General features: G+C 64.0%; 14 protein-coding genes and 1 tRNA gene. 8 read left to right on the plus strand and 7 right to left on the minus strand.

The window, feature by feature from the left end:
• The first annotated feature begins 11 nt into the window (after window positions 1–11).
• Window positions 12–938, plus strand: a complete 927-nt coding sequence (epsC, locus tag ACRQ5Q_RS31640) for a serine O-acetyltransferase EpsC (RefSeq protein WP_439393867.1) — start codon at window positions 12–14, stop codon at window positions 936–938.
• Here epsC and ACRQ5Q_RS31645 read toward each other — a convergent pair.
• The 5 genes from ACRQ5Q_RS31645 to ACRQ5Q_RS31665 form a co-directional block, all read right to left on the minus strand.
• The gene (locus ACRQ5Q_RS31645) at window positions 935–1,804 is read right to left on the minus strand and encodes an ABC transporter permease (RefSeq protein WP_439393869.1); all 870 of its coding nucleotides are present in this window, start codon (window positions 1,802–1,804) and stop codon (window positions 935–937) included. The genes epsC and ACRQ5Q_RS31645 overlap by 4 nt on opposite strands.
• The gene (locus tag ACRQ5Q_RS31650) at window positions 1,797–2,657 is read right to left on the minus strand and encodes an ABC transporter ATP-binding protein (protein ID WP_439393870.1); all 861 of its coding nucleotides are present in this window, start codon (window positions 2,655–2,657) and stop codon (window positions 1,797–1,799) included. Before ACRQ5Q_RS31650 ends, ACRQ5Q_RS31645 begins: the two co-directional genes overlap by 8 nt.
• Entirely contained in the window at window positions 2,654–3,712 is a 1,059-nt protein-coding gene (locus tag ACRQ5Q_RS31655; RefSeq protein ID WP_439393872.1) for an ABC transporter substrate-binding protein, read from the minus strand. Before ACRQ5Q_RS31655 ends, ACRQ5Q_RS31650 begins: the two co-directional genes overlap by 4 nt.
• A gap of 22 nt (window positions 3,713–3,734) precedes the next feature.
• Entirely contained in the window at window positions 3,735–4,661 is a 927-nt protein-coding gene (locus tag ACRQ5Q_RS31660) for a TauD/TfdA dioxygenase family protein (RefSeq protein WP_439393874.1), read from the minus strand.
• A 299-nt stretch (window positions 4,662–4,960) separates the two neighbouring features.
• Window positions 4,961–6,400 carry an FAD-dependent oxidoreductase gene (locus ACRQ5Q_RS31665; RefSeq protein ID WP_439393875.1) on the minus strand — a complete coding sequence of 480 codons (1,440 nt, stop codon included), beginning with the start codon at window positions 6,398–6,400 and terminating at the stop codon, window positions 4,961–4,963.
• A gap of 375 nt (window positions 6,401–6,775) precedes the next feature.
• Between ACRQ5Q_RS31665 and ACRQ5Q_RS31670 the strand changes: the two genes are divergently transcribed.
• The 6 genes from ACRQ5Q_RS31670 to ACRQ5Q_RS31695 all read left to right on the plus strand — a co-directional run bounded on the left by ACRQ5Q_RS31670 (window position 6,776) and on the right by ACRQ5Q_RS31695 (window position 11,135).
• Window positions 6,776–7,612 carry a class I SAM-dependent methyltransferase gene (locus ACRQ5Q_RS31670; protein WP_439393877.1) on the plus strand — a complete coding sequence of 279 codons (837 nt, stop codon included), beginning with the start codon at window positions 6,776–6,778 and terminating at the stop codon, window positions 7,610–7,612.
• Between the two features lie 35 nt (window positions 7,613–7,647).
• Window positions 7,648–8,991 (plus strand): LLM class flavin-dependent oxidoreductase, encoded by a 1,344-nt coding sequence (locus tag ACRQ5Q_RS31675; RefSeq protein ID WP_439393878.1) that lies wholly within the window; start codon window positions 7,648–7,650, stop codon window positions 8,989–8,991.
• A gap of 36 nt (window positions 8,992–9,027) precedes the next feature.
• Window positions 9,028–9,843 (plus strand): MetQ/NlpA family ABC transporter substrate-binding protein, encoded by an 816-nt coding sequence (locus ACRQ5Q_RS31680; RefSeq protein WP_439393879.1) that lies wholly within the window; start codon window positions 9,028–9,030, stop codon window positions 9,841–9,843.
• A gap of 36 nt (window positions 9,844–9,879) precedes the next feature.
• Window positions 9,880–10,206, plus strand: coding sequence for a hypothetical protein (locus ACRQ5Q_RS31685; protein WP_439393881.1), 327 nt, complete (start codon window positions 9,880–9,882; stop codon window positions 10,204–10,206).
• Window positions 10,207–10,405: 199 nt separating this feature from the next.
• Complete coding sequence (locus tag ACRQ5Q_RS31690; RefSeq protein ID WP_439393883.1) at window positions 10,406–10,570, plus strand: hypothetical protein; 165 nt, start codon at window positions 10,406–10,408, stop codon at window positions 10,568–10,570.
• 55 nt (window positions 10,571–10,625) lie between these two features.
• Window positions 10,626–11,135 (plus strand): Lrp/AsnC family transcriptional regulator, encoded by a 510-nt coding sequence (locus ACRQ5Q_RS31695; RefSeq protein ID WP_439393885.1) that lies wholly within the window; start codon window positions 10,626–10,628, stop codon window positions 11,133–11,135.
• 265 nt (window positions 11,136–11,400) lie between these two features.
• On the opposite strand, the gene ACRQ5Q_RS31700 is transcribed toward ACRQ5Q_RS31695, so the two are convergent.
• A tRNA-Gln gene (locus tag ACRQ5Q_RS31700) sits at window positions 11,401–11,475 on the minus strand.
• 273 nt (window positions 11,476–11,748) lie between these two features.
• Between ACRQ5Q_RS31700 and ACRQ5Q_RS31705 the strand changes: the two genes are divergently transcribed.
• The gene (locus ACRQ5Q_RS31705; RefSeq protein ID WP_439393887.1) at window positions 11,749–13,527 is read left to right on the plus strand and encodes an acyl-CoA dehydrogenase; all 1,779 of its coding nucleotides are present in this window, start codon (window positions 11,749–11,751) and stop codon (window positions 13,525–13,527) included.
• A gap of 138 nt (window positions 13,528–13,665) precedes the next feature.
• On the opposite strand, the gene ACRQ5Q_RS31710 is transcribed toward ACRQ5Q_RS31705, so the two are convergent.
• Window positions 13,666–14,919, minus strand: coding sequence for an MFS transporter (locus ACRQ5Q_RS31710; RefSeq protein ID WP_439373938.1), 1,254 nt, complete (start codon window positions 14,917–14,919; stop codon window positions 13,666–13,668).
• Window positions 14,920–14,963 lie beyond the last annotated feature (44 nt).

The following is a 14,963-nucleotide window of genomic DNA, read 5'->3' on the forward strand; positions in this document are numbered from 1 at the left end:
ACGAGGGCAGCATGAAACGCGAAATCCCGACATCGGACCTGGAGCCGACTGCCAGGCGGTGGCAGCTCGACCGGATCGTGGCCGAGCTACGCGTCTCCAGGGAGGAGACACACAGCATTCGCAGGGACGGCGAAGCACGCCAGGCCCCATCGCGCGAAGCGCTGGAGGCGGTCCTCGATGGCCTCACGGCAGCACTGTTTCCACGGCATTACGGTCGCTCCGAGCTCGACGGCGAGAATATCGACTATTTCGTCGGAAACACCCTCAGCGTCGCCCTGGACTCGTTATGCGACCAGATTCATCGCGGTGCCCTCTTCATCGGCGACGAGCTCACCGCCGGCTTCCGCCGCGAGGACGCCGTCGAACTGACCCGGACCTTCGGCTCGCGACTGCCGATCGTGCGCGGGCTCCTCATCAATGACCTCAGGGCCGCCTTCGTCGGTGACCCGGCCGCCCGAAATTTTCCTGAGATCCTGATCGGCTATCCCGGGATGACGGCAATCATTCATCACCGCCTCGCCCATATCCTGCACGGGCTGGGCGCCCGGCTTATCGCTCGCCTGATCGCCGAGATCGCGCATACCCGCACCGGGATCGACATTCACCCCGGCGCCAGCATCGGCTCGGGCTTCTTCATCGACCACGGCACCGGCGTGGTGATCGGCGAGACCGCAATCATAGGCGACAACGTCCGCGTCTATCAGGCCGTCACGCTCGGCGCCCGTCACTTTCCGACCGACGACGATGGCAGTTTGATCAAGGGCGACGCCCGCCATCCGATCGTTGAGGACGACGTCGTCATCTATGCCGGTGCTACGATTTTGGGCCGGATCACCATCGGTCGCGGATCGACGATCGGCGGCAATGTCTGGCTGACCCACAGTGTGCCGCCGAACAGCATCGTGACGCAGGCGACCGCCCGCAACAAGCAGGGTTAGGCGGTCGCTGGGCTCTTCCATCGCATCAGACGACGCTCCAGCGCCTCGAGGATTGTGTTGAAGGCGAGACCTATCACGGTGATTCCGAGGATGCCGAAATACATCTGCGGGATCAGGAAGCTGTACTGGCTGTTGATGATGAGATAGCCGAGCCCTGATTTCGCACCGACCATCTCGGATGCCACCAACACCAGCATCGCCGAGGCGCTCGCCAGGCGAATGCCGACGAAGATCGTCGGCAGCGACGCCGGCAGGATCACTTTTCGGAACAGCTGGCTGGGCGTCGCGCCCATCGTCCGTGCCGACTTGACCAGAAGCGGATCGACCTGGCGGACCGCGGCGATCGTGTTCAGCAGCAGCGGCCAGGCGCAGCTGTAGACCACCATCGTGACTTTCGAGAGCTCGCCGATGCCGAGCAGCAGGATGAAGACCGGCAGCAGCGCCAGCGGCGCCGTGTTGCGCGCGATTTCGATGATCTGGTTCAGGAGATTGCCCAACCCGACATACCATCCTGTCAACACACCCAACGGCACGAACAGGGCAATGGCGATCAGGAAGCCACTCAGGGCTCGAAGCAGGCTTGCGCCGACGTCGTCGTAGAGCTCTCCCGATTGGGCAAGCTGCCAGCCTGCGGCGATCACCTCGGAGAACGGCGGCAGGAACGTCACGTCGATGAGACCGAAGCGCGGCGCCGTTTCCCAGACGGCCAGGAACAGCAGCAGCAGCAGGGATCGTTGCCCGAAGATGGCGAACCATCGCACCAAGCTGCCCGTCGCCGCGGCAACTACGCCGGCGCGTTGCCTGGCCCGGTCTTTCGGGCTCCCCTCGGCGAGCTCCAGCAGCGTCAGGATCTCCAGATTAGACATGAGCCAGCTCCTTCGCCTTTGCCACGTGCTCGCCGTCCGATACAGCGGCTTGGGAGCCTTGCGCTTTCAAGACCTCGTCGCGCAGCAAGGACCACACTTCGTGCCTGACATGCCCGAACCCGGGCAGCGAGCGGACGTCCTCGGTCTCGCTGTGCAACTCATCGGGAATTTCGATGACCTGCTTGATGCGGCCGGCGCGCGAGGTCATCACCGCCACGCGCTGACCCAGGACCACGGCTTCGTCGATGCCGTGGGTGATGAACAGGATGGTCTTTCCCGTGCGGCGCCAGATCCGCAACAGCTCGCCCTGCAGTGTCTCCCGCGTCTGCGCATCGAGCGCCGCAAACGGCTCGTCCATCAGCAGCACCTCCGGATCGTAGGCAAGGCTGCGGGCGATCGCGACGCGCTGCTTCATGCCGCCGGAGAGCTCGTGAGGGTACCGATCGGCAAAGCCGGAGAGACCGACGAGATCGAGATAGTGCAGCGCCCTCTCACGCCGCTCCCTGGCTTTCAGGCCGGCAATGTCGAGCCCGAACTCGACATTCTGCGCAGCCGTGCGCCATGGAAACAGCGCATATTGCTGGAACACGATGCCGCGGTCGCGCGCTGGGCCCTTGATGACCTTGCCATCGAGCAGGATGCGACCGCTGCTCGGCGTCGTGAGGCCGCCAACCAAGTCCAGCAGAGTGGACTTGCCGCAGCCGCTCGGCCCGACCAGCGCCAGGAATTCGCCGGTCCGAACATCCAGCGTGATATCGTCGAGCGCGGTGAAGCGCTGCGCCGGCCCGCCATCCTTGCCGCGGACCAGGAATTCCTTGCGTACGTGCTCGAAGCGGATCTTGGCCGTCGTCATTTGGCCTCCGCAGTCTTGCCCGGGCGGAAATAGTTGAACGCGTTGGTGTAGACGTCCGACGGCTTGAGCTGGTCCTGCTTCAACAGACCATCCCTGACCAGCCAGTCGATCCACACCTGCAGCTCGGCATCGCCGATCACGCCGCCCTTGGTCGCGACGCCCGTGCTCTTCCAGTATTTGATCGGGGTGGCGTCCTCATTGCGCTTGCGCTCGGCGATGACGCGCTCGAAGCGGGCACGGACCTCCTCCGGAGGCGTCGTCTGAGCCCAGGCAATGGCACGAGACACGCCCTCGATCAGCTTCCGGGACGTGTTCGGATTGTCCTTGATGAACTTGTCCCGCAACACATAGGCCCCTCCGGTAAAGTTCCCGAAGACGTCCGTATCCGCAAACAGCCGCCGAATGCCGCCGCGCTCGAGTGCCTTGTCACGCAGGACGCCGCCGAGCGTGCTGAGCTCGACCTGGCCCTGCCGCAGCGCCTGCTCACCGGTGACCGGCGGGATCGCAACCAAGGTCACTTGCTTCGCCTCCGCCGGCGTCAAGCCGTTGCGAGCCAGGTACTCGCGCAGCACGAATTCATGGTGCGCTCCCAGCGTATTGACCGCCACCTTCTTGCCGATCAGGTCCCGCGCGGTCTTGATCGGACTATCCTCCTTCACGTAGTAGCCGCTGTAGGTGTTCTCGTCCGAACCGTAATAACCGATCACGGCCTTGATCGGTGCCTTGGCGGCGATCAGCTTGATGATCGCGCCGTAGAAGGCGCCACCGATGTCGATATCGCCGGTGACCACGGTCTGGATGTCCTGCGGACCGCTGATGGTGTTGCCGATCCATTTGAGCTCGAGCGGAGCGAGATAGCCGAGATCATCGGCCAGCTCGATGAAGGTCACCTGACCTGCCCACCCCTGGTAGCGGATCTCGGTCTTCTCGAGCTGCGGGTCGGCCGCAGCGCTCCCGACCAGGCTCGTCAGACCTAGAGCCGCAAGGCCAAGTTGCCGGCTTCTTGCACGGAGCCCGGCAACCAGCCGGCGCAGAGCGGAGATAGCAATTCTCATTGTATTCACTCCCTTGCTTATTTCAGGCGGCTTTTGCTTGCGGCTTGGTCGACTTGATCCGGGTGACGCTCTGGCGGCCGTCGATGCCGACCGGCACCTCGCCATCAATGGTCGCGCGCCGCACGACGCGATGCTGATCGCCGTAATCATTGACGGCGTAATGCTGGGTTGCGCGGTTGTCCCAGACGACGACATCCCCCTGCCGCCAGCTCCAGCGAACCGTGTTCTCCGGCGCCGTGATGTGCGACTGGAACAGGTCGAACAGCTTCTGGCCGTCGTACTTCGACAGTCCGACGAAGCGCTGGACGAAATTGCCGAGCACCAGTGTGCGCTCGCCGGTTTCGGGATGAACGCGGACGACGGGATGCTCGGTCTCGTAGACCGTCGCAGTGAAGACCTCCTCGAATTGCTTCCGGTCGGCTTCGCTCGCGCGGGTCTTGACCGCATAGTCATAGGCATTGCTGTGCACCGCCCAGAGCTCGTCGGCGAGCTTTCGCAACGGAGCAGGCAGGTCGAGATAGGCGGCAGCCGTGTTCGACCAGATCGTGTCGCCGCCGAACTCGGGGATCACGACGCCGCGCAGAACCGATATCTTCGGATAAGCGTCGACGAACGTGACGTCGGTGTGCCACTGATCGGCGCGCCCACCTCCGCGCGCAGAGTCGAGTTCGAGGATCGAGGCCGTGCCTTTGGTGGCGCCGACCGTCGGATGCGGCACCAGCTTGCCGAGCCGATGGGCAAAACGCTCCTGCTCGGCATCGTCGAGATGATTCTGGTCACGGAAGAAGATGACCTTGTGCTCGAGCAGCACCTGGTTGATGGCGGCAATCGTCCGATCCGGCAGATCGCCGGAAAGCTTGATGTTCCTGATCTCCGCGCCAATACGCGCCGACCGCTTGACGATATCCGCACGCGGAATGACGTTGTCGATGGTGATTCCGTCAGTCATGTCATCTTCCCCGAGACCGCGATCCGTTTGGACAAGGCTCCGCCGTTCGCCGATCGCAGTTGCGATGACGGAGTGAAGGACAGTGATGGTGCGATCGATCCTCTTGCGAGACTGCCGTCCGCTCTGGCGGCAATCCCGTCTGGCGGGACCTTTCCGTGGAGGCTGCATCGGTGCAGCCTCTTGTTCAGTCACACGATGCTAGCTCAAGGACTTCGGAAATAGCTTCCAAAGTTCGACGCAGTTGAGAAACGGACGCATCCGCGGTCATGGCGTCTCCAGTGGCAACTTATGCTTTTGCTCTATTCCGCAGCGATGATGTTGGGCGAACGCCAGACGGCCGACGCATAGAGCGAGGGCTCGAAGTCGTCGGCGATCGGCCCGTTGATCCGGGCCTCATGTGCCGGAAGGTCGTCAAGGAACAGATCCCTGCTGATCCGCGCGACGACGCCCGGAATGTCGCGCTTGAAGCTCGGCACATCCCCAATCGGCAGGCCGAAGCTGACGAATGCCGCGGGATTGAACACGTGGATGTTCCGCAAGTGAGGCGCGCGGCCGGGCTCCTTCTCCATGAATTCGTGGCCCGCACCGAGGTAGGGATGCGCGCCAAGGGTTTCGTCTTGCTCATCCGCATTCGGCGTATAGCGGTCGCGCCATAGCAGGATCGCGTCCGCGAAGCCGGCGAGCTCGGCGCGCTTTGCGAGATCGACCTGATAGCCCGTCCCGGCGATGACGAAATCGAAGGCGATGTCGCCTTGCGGCGTGGTTGCAAGCAGCCGCCGCCCGAACGGCTTGGCTGAGGTCCACGGCGCCCCCAGATGGAGGTGGAAGTTGGGGAACTTGACCGCGCACACGATCGCATCGGGCGGCGGCGTCGACCCCGCGCGACGGAAGCGGATCGCCTGATGCCAGCGGACGGCGTCCGGGAGCGCCCCATAATTGTCATATGCCCCCGGATATCCGCGCGTCCTGATCACGGGCTCCGAAGCAATCTTGTCGCGGCGTGCAAACAGGTGCACCTCCCTCGCCCCGGCCTCGAGCGCAACCGCCGCCGCATCGAACGCGGAGGCCGCGCTGCCCAGCACCGCGACCGATTTGTCGCGCAGCTTGCCGAAATCGATCGCCTCCAATGTATGCGCGTAAAGCTGCTTTGGCAGATTGCGCGAGAGCACATCGGGGACGGACGGACCGCCATTGCTTGGAAAACCGCTGGCGAGGATGATCTTGCGAGCGGTTTCGGTCCTTGCCTCGCCCGCGACGTCGAGATGAAGCCGCAAGTGATCGGCCGCCGGCTCGATACGGAGTAGCTTCGTCCGGTAGCGCACCTCGATGCCGAGCGTCTTGCGGTACCAATCGAGATAGGCCGCCCAATCGATGCGGGAAATACGATCGATCGCTTCATATGCGGCCGCGCCATTCCGCGCTTCATACCAGGCCTGAAAGCTCAATCCGGGCAAGCCAAGCTCGGGTCCGGGCAGGCTTTTCGGCGTCCGCAGCCTGTGCATGCGCGCGCTGCTGAGCCAAGGGCCGGACGACGCCGCATCCTGCGCCGCATCGATCACCGTGACCCTGCCGATGCCGGCACGGCGCAGTGCAAAGGCGAAAGCGCTTCCGGATTGACCGCCGCCGATGATTGCGACGTTGTGGTCGACCCCGTGACGATCCGGCACCCAGTTCTGGGGATCCGGCCCAATCAGACGCAAGGTCTCGCGCGCTACGGCGTCGATATCGGACTGAAACATGTTGCACCCGGATTTCTCTGCATCAGATGCGACCAAATCGTAGAAGCCAGCGACATTCAGTCAATGAAATGGAATGGGTTTTGTTTTGCGGCACGAACAACGAACCCACCGCGGGGTCACGGCGCGTTGAAAGATTTGCTTCGACTGCGCGAAGTGAGCCAGGACGGGCGACGGGACACCCGATCGCCACGTCGGTTATCAGTTGAGCCGATCGGTTCGCGACATCATCTCCTTAATGCGCTCCCGTCGCTAGATTCATGCTCGCGTGGCACCGAACAACGCAAATCCATTTCATCGACTTTTCTCGCCCCGACAACATAGAGTTCGTCTCGATCAAGCCGCCTCGGCGGCGCGTTGGAGATTTTGGAAAGCACGATGTCGACCGCCGGCGTCATCAGCCTCGAACGGGACACGCCCGAGCTTGCACGCAGCTACGAGCAGGCTGGCATCCTCCAGTTTCACCATGGCAAATTCCTCATCGGACCGCTGGCTTTGAAGTCCGGGGATCACGTGCTCGATATCGGCGCCGGCACCGGCCGCCTGACCGAATTCGTCGCGGGACTCGTCGGTCCGGCCGGCCGCGTGATCGGCATCGATCCGCTTGAGAACCGGATCGCCATCGCGCGCCTGCGCGCCTCGGAGACACTGACCTTCGATGTCGGTCGTGCCGAAGACCTTTCACGCTTTGGACCTGCGCAATTCGATGCCGTCTACCTCAACAGCGTCTTCCACTGGATCGCGGACAAGCAGCAGGCGCTGCGTGAAATCGAACGCGTCCTCAAGCCGGGCGGCCGGATCGGGCTGAACGTTCAGGACCCGACCAAACCTCACGAGTCGCGAACCCTGCTCCGCAAGGCGATCGAACAGGCCGGCTTCGGCGAGAGAAGCAGCGAGTCGCATCGCGTGCTCGGAGCCACCGACGACGAGCTCAGGGCGCTGTTCGCCGAGACCGGTTTCGTCGAATACCGGAGCGACCTGCGCTCGCTCGTCGATCTCCACGGCGACGTAAGATCGGTGCTCGGCTGGTCCGAAGCCAGCGCATTCGGCAATTTCCTCGGCGGCTTTTCGCAAGCGGAAAGGGCAGCGATCGACGCGGCCTTTGCCGCGCTGATCGAGACGAAGCGCACCCCCGAGGGGCTGCGTCTCGAACGATATCTGCGTTTCGCTTTCGCGCGCAAGCCGGGATCGCACCCCACCCCTTCCGTCTCGTAGCCGCCCCCCCGACCATCGCATCTGGACATCGAACCATGAGCAACCCACGGCAGCTTGTTCTCAACCTCTTCATCTATCCCGGCGGTCATCACGAAGCTGCGTGGCGCTACAAGGGATCGTCGGCGGAGCGCATTCTCGACATCACCTTTTACCAGGAGCTGGCACAGCGCGCTGAGGCCAGCAAGTTCGACGCCATCTTTTTCGCTGACGGGCCGGCGCTGGCCGACAACGTCCGCTACGCCCAGCGTTTTCGTTTCGAGCCGATCACCTGGCTGGCCGCGATTGCCGCAGTGACCAAGCGCATCGGCCTGATTGCGACGGCATCGACCACCTATACCGAGCCCTACAATCTCGCGCGTATGTTCGCCTCGCTCGACCATCTGAGCAAGGGCCGCGCCGGCTGGAATATCGTGACGACCAGCGCGCCACAGGCCGCGCAAAACTTTGGATTACCCGAGCACCCGCCTCACCACGAGCGCTACGAGCGCGCCCGCGAATATCTCGACGTGATCTCGCGGCTCTGGGACAGCTGGGAGGACGACGCACTCGTCAACGATCCCGCTTCCGGCGTCTTCGCCGAGACCAGTAAGATCCACACGCTCGACCATGTCGGCAAGCATTTTCGGGTGCGCGGCCCGTTGAATATCTCGCGCACGCCGCAGGGCCGGCCGGTCTATGTGCAGGCCGGCTCCTCCGACGATGGCCGCGCCTTCGCCGCGCGCTTTGCGGAAGCCATCTTCACCGCGCACCAGACGCTGGACTCCGCCAAGTCCTTCTATGCGGACATCAAGCGGCAGGCCCGCACCTTCGATCGCGGCCCCGACGAGATCAAGATCCTGCCCGGAATCAGCCCCTTCATCGGCAGCACGCAAGCCGAGGCGGACCGCCTCCAGGACGAGTTCAATGAGCTGATCCAGCCGGAATATTCCCTGACGCAGCTGCGCCAGATGATCGGAATCGATCTCACCGGCTACGATCTCGACGGTCCCGTGCCGCGCCATCTGATCGACACCGCCAGTGCGCGCGGCGTCGCCAGCCGTTTCAAGCTCGTTGTCGACATCGTCGACCGCGAGAAACCGACGATCCGCCAACTCGTCCAGCGCCTCGCCGGCGCGCGCGGCCATTGGGTCATCGCCGGCACGCCGGAGAAGATCGCCGACAACATCCAGACCTGGTTCGAGGGCGGTGCCGCGGACGGCTTCAACGTGATGCCGCCCTGGCTGCCCGGCGGGTTCGATGTCTTTGCCGAGCAGGTCGTCCCGATCCTGCGCAAGCGCGGCTTGTTCCGCGAGGACTACACCGGCACGACGCTGCGCGAGCATTACGGCCTCGCTCGCCCGGCCAGCATCTACTCCAAACAGGTCAAGGCGATCGCCTGACACCGTTCTCCCTCCAAACTGGAACCGTAAGAAGACATGAAGACCGCATTGTTTCTCCTCTCCGGCCTTTTGGCTCTCTCGCCGCTCGCCGCCGGAAACTCCCTGGCGCAGCAGCCCCCGAAGCCCGAGTTGCGGGTCGGTTTCGTGCCAGGTCCGTACATCGACGAGTTCAAGATCGGCGTCGAGCCCGAGCTGAAGCAGAAGGGCTACAAGATCCGCTACGTCGAATTCTCGACCGGCCTTGAAGCCAACAACGCGGTGTTCAAGTCCGAGATCGATGCCAATGTGATGCAGCACACGGTCTTTCTCGACTCCTACAACGAGCGCCAGAAGACCGATCTCGTCGGCATCGTCCACGTCCCGACGCCCCCGATGGGCCTCTATTCGAAGAAGCACCCGCTGGGCACGCCGATCAAGCCGGGCTCCAGCGTGGCGGTGCCGAACGATCCGGTCAATCTACAGCGCGCGCTGTGGGTGCTGCGCGATCTCGGCCTGATCGAGATACGCGACAGCAAGCCGGTCGATGTCACCGAGCTCGATGTCATCAAGAATCCCGGCGGTATCAAGCTGGTGCCGCTGGAGGCCGCGCAGGCCCCGCGGGCGCTCGACGACGTCGACTTCGCCGCCATCCAGGGCAACTTTGCGATCTTCAGCGGGCTGAAGCTGACCAACGCCTTTGCACTGGAGAAGATGACGACGCCCTATGTCAACGTGCTCGCGGTGAAGAAGGCGAACGCCAACGCCGATTGGGCCCAGGACATCGTCGCCGGCTACAAGTCCCCGGCGTTCAAGACGGCGATCAAGGCCGATCATTTCTATGACGGCTTCACCTTGCCCGACTACATGAAGTGAAGGATCCACGAAGCAGCAGCGGCACACAGGTCCACCATGTTCGAATTCACACTGGAATGGATCGGCCTTCGCTCTCCCGCTGAGCGGGCGACCTACGCGCGAGCGGTGACCGATCGCATGGGAAGGCATGAGGCATTGATCCTCCCTTTGATGCTGCTGATCGCGTTCCTGTTCGTGCTTGGCCTGTTGACGGGCGCGCACCTGCACGAGCGCGCCGACCGGACCCTTCTGTATGCCTCGTTCGGCAGCATGGGAATGCCCATGCTACCGTTGCTGGCGGACTCCTGCCGCAGGCCGCTGAACGCCGGTTCCACACGGCAGCTTCGGCACGCCGACGTTCTCGCGCTGCTCGCCAACGGCTGATCCAACGCCTCCGCACTCCCTACACCGCATGAAAATCATTCCTCGCGAAACAGCGCCATGGAATTTTCTGCTCGAACAGATGACGGTCTCAGTGCGATCCAACCAAACTGATCGTGGCCAACGGCTGGCGATGTTCAACATGTTACCGCTCGTGATAGCGTTGTCGGGTTCTCGCCCTACAATGTTGTCCGGAGTGAACATGAGCTACGTCATCTCGCTGCATTCAAGCTTCGCCAGCTGGCTCGAACAGGCACGCGGATGGTTCCGGCGCTCGCTGCGGCCGCAGACGGGCGGCCCGAACGATGACCAAGGCGGCCATCAGGATGACCTTTACGAGATCTTCCTGTTCGGACCTCACGGCTGAGAACTCTACGCAAGCGCCGGCCCCGAGCTTCCCCTGACACAAAGGTAATCAGACAATGACCGACGCTGCGTTGCAGCTCGCCGAGACTGGCCGCCGCCTCGACGCCATCGACCGCAAGATCCTGACAGTGCTTCAGGAGGACGCCTCACTCTCGGTGGCCGAAATCGGCGACCGGGTCGGCCTGTCCTCCACGCCCTGCTGGAAGCGCATCCAGCGCCTTGAGGCCGACGGCGTGATCCTGAAGCGCGTTGCGCTGGTCGACCAGAACAAGATCGGCCTCGGCCTTTCGGTGTTCGTCTCGGTGGAAAGCTCCGATCACTCCGATGCCTGGCTGAAGCGTTTCGCCACGGCGGTCAGCGCCATGCCCGAGGTGATGGAATTCTACCGCATGGCCGGCGACGTCGACTACATGCTCCGCGTCGTCATTCCGGACATGCCGAGCTACGACGTGTTCTACAAGAAGTTGATCCACGCCGTCCCGCTCAAGAACGTCACCTCGCGTTTCGCGATGGAGAAGATCAAGTCGATCACGGCTCTGCCGGTGCCAGCGGCGGTGGCGGACTAGGGCGATAGTGGGAAGCGACTCCACCCCAACGCAGCGGTTGGGCGAACTACAGCACGGTGCCGTTCCGCACACATGCATAATGCCTACCGGTGATCCGATGTGTTCGCCGCAGTACCCGATTCTACGATGAGATTGCGGCAGACCTGCTCGAGTGGGCCTCCGGGATCTATATTGGGACGAAAGCGGAAGGAAACTATTTCCAAACGCGCCAAAAGATCTCGTGGGAATGGAGCCGCTTATATAGCGAACTCAGCAGCTTAGGCGCTGGCTGGGGCGGGAGGGATCGAACCTCCGAATGGCGGAATCAAAATCCGCTGCCTTACCGCTTGGCTACGCCCCATCAGGCGACCTCGAGACGGCGGAAGAACCGGCTACCGCAGATTCCCTCGGGTCGCAGTCGGTCTATAGGGTGCGGCACGCCATTTCAACCGCCTGGAGGGGCAAACTACCACAGCCTCGGGATCGGCGGCGCCACACTCTATTATGTAGCATTATATAGGGTCCAGACGGGAGACCCCCTGTCCGGAGCCGATCCGTCCGGCGTCCGGACAGTTGAGACCGCCGGCATTTCATGGGAATACCGCGGCCCAGACCAGTCTCCGGGGAGTGAACCATGACATACCGCGTGCCGATCTCTGACATGCTGCTGTCGCTCAACCATGGCGCCGGCCTGAAGGCGGCGGTGGACGCCGGCCATTACGGCGATTTCGACGCCGACATTGCGGCCGCCGTGCTCGAGGAAGCCGGCAAGTTCGCCACCGACGTGCTGGCGCCGCTCAACAAGGTCGGCGACGAGCACGGCATCAAGCTCGACGACGGCAAGGTCACGACCGCGCCGGGCTGGCCCGACGCCTACAAGCGCTGGACCGAGGGCGGCTGGAACGCGGTCTCGGGCCCTGAGGATTTCGGCGGCCAAGGCCTGCCGCTGGCGATCAACGCCGCCTGCACCGAGATCTGGAGCGCCGCCAACGTCGCCTTCGGCCTCTGTCCGCTGCTGACGGCCTCGGCGATCGAGGCGCTGGATGCCCACGGCAGCGACGAGCTGAAGAAAATCTATCTCGAAAAGCTCGTCTCCGGCGAATGGACCGGCACCATGCAGCTGACCGAGCCGCAGGCCGGCTCCGACGTCGGCGCGCTGCGCACCCGCGCCGAAAAGCAGGCCGACGGCACCTATCGCATCAAGGGAACGAAGATCTTCATCACCTATGGCGAGCACGACATGACCGACAACATCGTGCATTTCGTGCTCGCGCGCCTGCCCGACGCGCCCGCCGGCACCAAGGGAATCTCGCTCTTCCTCGTGCCGAAATTCATGGTCAATGCAGACGGATCGCTCGGAGCACGCAACGATATTTTCGCCAGCGGCGTCGAGCACAAGCTCGGCATGCATGCCTCGCCCACCTGCACCATGACGATGGGCGACCATGGCGGCGCGATCGGCTTTTTGGTGGGCGAAGAGAACCAGGGCATGCGCTGCATGTTCACGATGATGAACCAGGCGCGGCTCGGCGTTGGCCTCGAGGGCGTCGGCGTCGCCGACCGCGCCTATCAGCAGGCGCTCGCCTATGCGCAGGAGCGCAAGCAGGGCCGCGCCATCGGCAAGAAGGGCGAAGGCTCGGACGCGATCTTCGTGCATCCCGACGTCAAGCGGATGCTGATGCGGATGCGGGCGCAGACCGCTGCCGCGCGCACCATCTGCTACGCCACCGCCGTCGCGCTCGACGTCTCCATCCGCGCGACGGATCCGAAGGTGCGCGCCGACGCGGCCGCGCGCGCGGCGCTGCTGACGCCGATGGCCAAGGGCTATTCCACCGACATTGGCAACGAGGTCGCCTATCTCGGCGTGCAGGTGCACGGCGGCATGGGTTTCATCGAGGAAACGGGCGCCGCGCAGCATTATCGCGACGCGCGCATCACCGCGATCTACGAGGGCACCAACGGCATCCAGGCGATCGACCTCGTCACGCGCAAGCTCGCCGCCAATGGCGGCGCTGCCGTGTGTGCCCTGCTCGACGAGCTCTCGGCCATCGTCAAGCAGGTCGAAGCTTCCAACGATCCCGCTTTCGGCACCACCGGCACCAAGTTGCGCGAGGCGCTGGAGGCGTTGACGCGCACCAGCAAATGGCTGCTGGAGCGCGTGACGTCCGCACCGAACGAGGCGCTGGCCGGCGCGACGCCTTACTTGCAGCAGTTCGGCGCGACGCTCGGCGGCTGCATGCTGGCCTCCGAAGCTCTCGCCGCGAAGGCTGACGGCAATACGGACGCAGCGCGCTACGTCTCGCTCGCGCGTTTCTTCGCCGAGAACATCACTGTGCAGGCCGGTGCGCTCGAGCGCACCGTGACGGAGAGCGCGGAGTCGGTCGCGGCGGCGGATGCGGTGTTGCTGGGATAAGGGGCCAACTGCCAACCCGACATCCTGAGGTGCGAGCAATGCGACGCAAAGCGTCGGGTGGGGAGCCTCGAAGGATGCACGGCCGAGATGCAGCAGCCGGGCCGTCGCCCTTCGAGGCCTCCGCTTCGCTCCGGCACCTCAGGGCGACGGTGACAGAGTGTGCGAATCTTCCGGCCTCTTCCCCGGCCGCCACAGCACGATTCCCGCGGCGACGAGATCCAGCATCACGCACATCGCAAACGCGGTCGTGTAGTTGCCCTCAAAGCTGCGCACGAGGCCGACGATGCCTGGGCCGAAGGCGCTGACGATGCCGCTGATCGAGGTGCCCAATCCCATCGCGGCGGCAAAGGCAGCGGAGCCGAGCTCGCGCTGGATGATCAGCGGCGGGAACGTGATCATGTTGCCGATCGAGAAGCCGTAGACGGCGCAGCACGCCAGCAGCACGGTCGGATTAGTGCTTTGAAGAAGCACGAACAGCGCCGCCGCCTGGCTCGTCATCGAGGCCGCACAGGTGAGCCGCGGATCGAGCCGGTCGACGAACAGGCCGAGCGACAGGCGCCCGACCACCGCCATCGCGGCCATGATCGTCACCGCAAGGCCCGCGTTGGCGCGACCGATCAGCGGTTCGAGGAACGTCACCTGGTGGATGATGAACCCCATCTGCGCCAGCAGCGCGACGGCGATCGGCAGCACCATGGTCCAGAACGCCGCATTGGCGAGCAGCGCCTTGCGCGAACGGGCCGGCGTCACCGTGCCCGCACCGGACGGTCGTCTGCCCGATGCCAGTGAGGTCCCGGCCGGCCAGCCGATGAAGCCGACGACCACCGGCAGCACCAGCACCACCATGATGATCGTTGCCGCCAGCATCGCCGAGCGGAAGCCGATGCTGCCGGTGAGCGACAGCAGCAGCGGAACGAGGATGATCCCGCCGCAGGTGGCCCCGTTGAAGGCGAGGCTGAGCGCGAGGCCGCGGCGGCGGTCGAACCAGGAATTCAGCACGGTCGCAATCACCACGGTGCCCATGCCGGTCCAGCCGACCGACATCAGCGCATAGGCGAGATAAAGCTGCCAGGGCGTCTCCATCACTGCCAGCAGCACGGTCGAAGCTCCCAGCGCGGACAGCCCGCACAGGATCAGCGAGCGCAGCCCGACGCGGGCGAGGAGATCGTCGGTGAAGATGACGAGGACGGAGGTCAGGAGAAACGAGAAGGTGCTGGCCGCGGAGACCAGCGTGCCCGGCCAGCCATGGGCGCGCTGGAGCTCGGCGAGATAGACGCCCTGGCCGTAGAGGCCGAAGCCGAACATGAAGAAGGCCATCAGGAAGCAGGCCAGCACGACGCGCCAGCCGCGGTAGGACAGCGAAGATTCGTCAACGCTCGTTGCGGCAACCATCAATCGCGCAATCGGCCAGATGGAACGGCAGAAGGCACGATCGT

This window comes from Bradyrhizobium sp. PMVTL-01 (genome assembly GCF_051861855.1).
Classification (GTDB): domain Bacteria; phylum Pseudomonadota; class Alphaproteobacteria; order Rhizobiales; family Xanthobacteraceae; genus Bradyrhizobium.

What these genes read in the sequence shown, in the direction of transcription:
- epsC (WP_439393867.1), top strand. Translation starts at nt 12, where the DNA reads ATGAAACGCGAAATCCCGACATCGGACCTGGAGCCGACTGCCAGGCGG.
- ACRQ5Q_RS31645 (WP_439393869.1), bottom strand. Translation starts at nt 1,804, where the DNA reads ATGTCTAATCTGGAGATCCTGACGCTGCTGGAGCTCGCCGAGGGGAGC.
- ACRQ5Q_RS31650 (WP_439393870.1), bottom strand. Translation starts at nt 2,657, where the DNA reads ATGACGACGGCCAAGATCCGCTTCGAGCACGTACGCAAGGAATTCCTG.
- ACRQ5Q_RS31655 (WP_439393872.1), bottom strand. Translation starts at nt 3,712, where the DNA reads ATGAGAATTGCTATCTCCGCTCTGCGCCGGCTGGTTGCCGGGCTCCGT.
- ACRQ5Q_RS31660 (WP_439393874.1), bottom strand. Translation starts at nt 4,661, where the DNA reads ATGACTGACGGAATCACCATCGACAACGTCATTCCGCGTGCGGATATC.
- ACRQ5Q_RS31665 (WP_439393875.1), bottom strand. Translation starts at nt 6,400, where the DNA reads ATGTTTCAGTCCGATATCGACGCCGTAGCGCGCGAGACCTTGCGTCTG.
- ACRQ5Q_RS31670 (WP_439393877.1), top strand. Translation starts at nt 6,776, where the DNA reads ATGTCGACCGCCGGCGTCATCAGCCTCGAACGGGACACGCCCGAGCTT.
- ACRQ5Q_RS31675 (WP_439393878.1), top strand. Translation starts at nt 7,648, where the DNA reads ATGAGCAACCCACGGCAGCTTGTTCTCAACCTCTTCATCTATCCCGGC.
- ACRQ5Q_RS31680 (WP_439393879.1), top strand. Translation starts at nt 9,028, where the DNA reads ATGAAGACCGCATTGTTTCTCCTCTCCGGCCTTTTGGCTCTCTCGCCG.
- ACRQ5Q_RS31685 (WP_439393881.1), top strand. Translation starts at nt 9,880, where the DNA reads ATGTTCGAATTCACACTGGAATGGATCGGCCTTCGCTCTCCCGCTGAG.
- ACRQ5Q_RS31690 (WP_439393883.1), top strand. Translation starts at nt 10,406, where the DNA reads ATGAGCTACGTCATCTCGCTGCATTCAAGCTTCGCCAGCTGGCTCGAA.
- ACRQ5Q_RS31695 (WP_439393885.1), top strand. Translation starts at nt 10,626, where the DNA reads ATGACCGACGCTGCGTTGCAGCTCGCCGAGACTGGCCGCCGCCTCGAC.
- ACRQ5Q_RS31705 (WP_439393887.1), top strand. Translation starts at nt 11,749, where the DNA reads ATGACATACCGCGTGCCGATCTCTGACATGCTGCTGTCGCTCAACCAT.
- ACRQ5Q_RS31710 (WP_439373938.1), bottom strand. Translation starts at nt 14,919, where the DNA reads ATGGTTGCCGCAACGAGCGTTGACGAATCTTCGCTGTCCTACCGCGGC.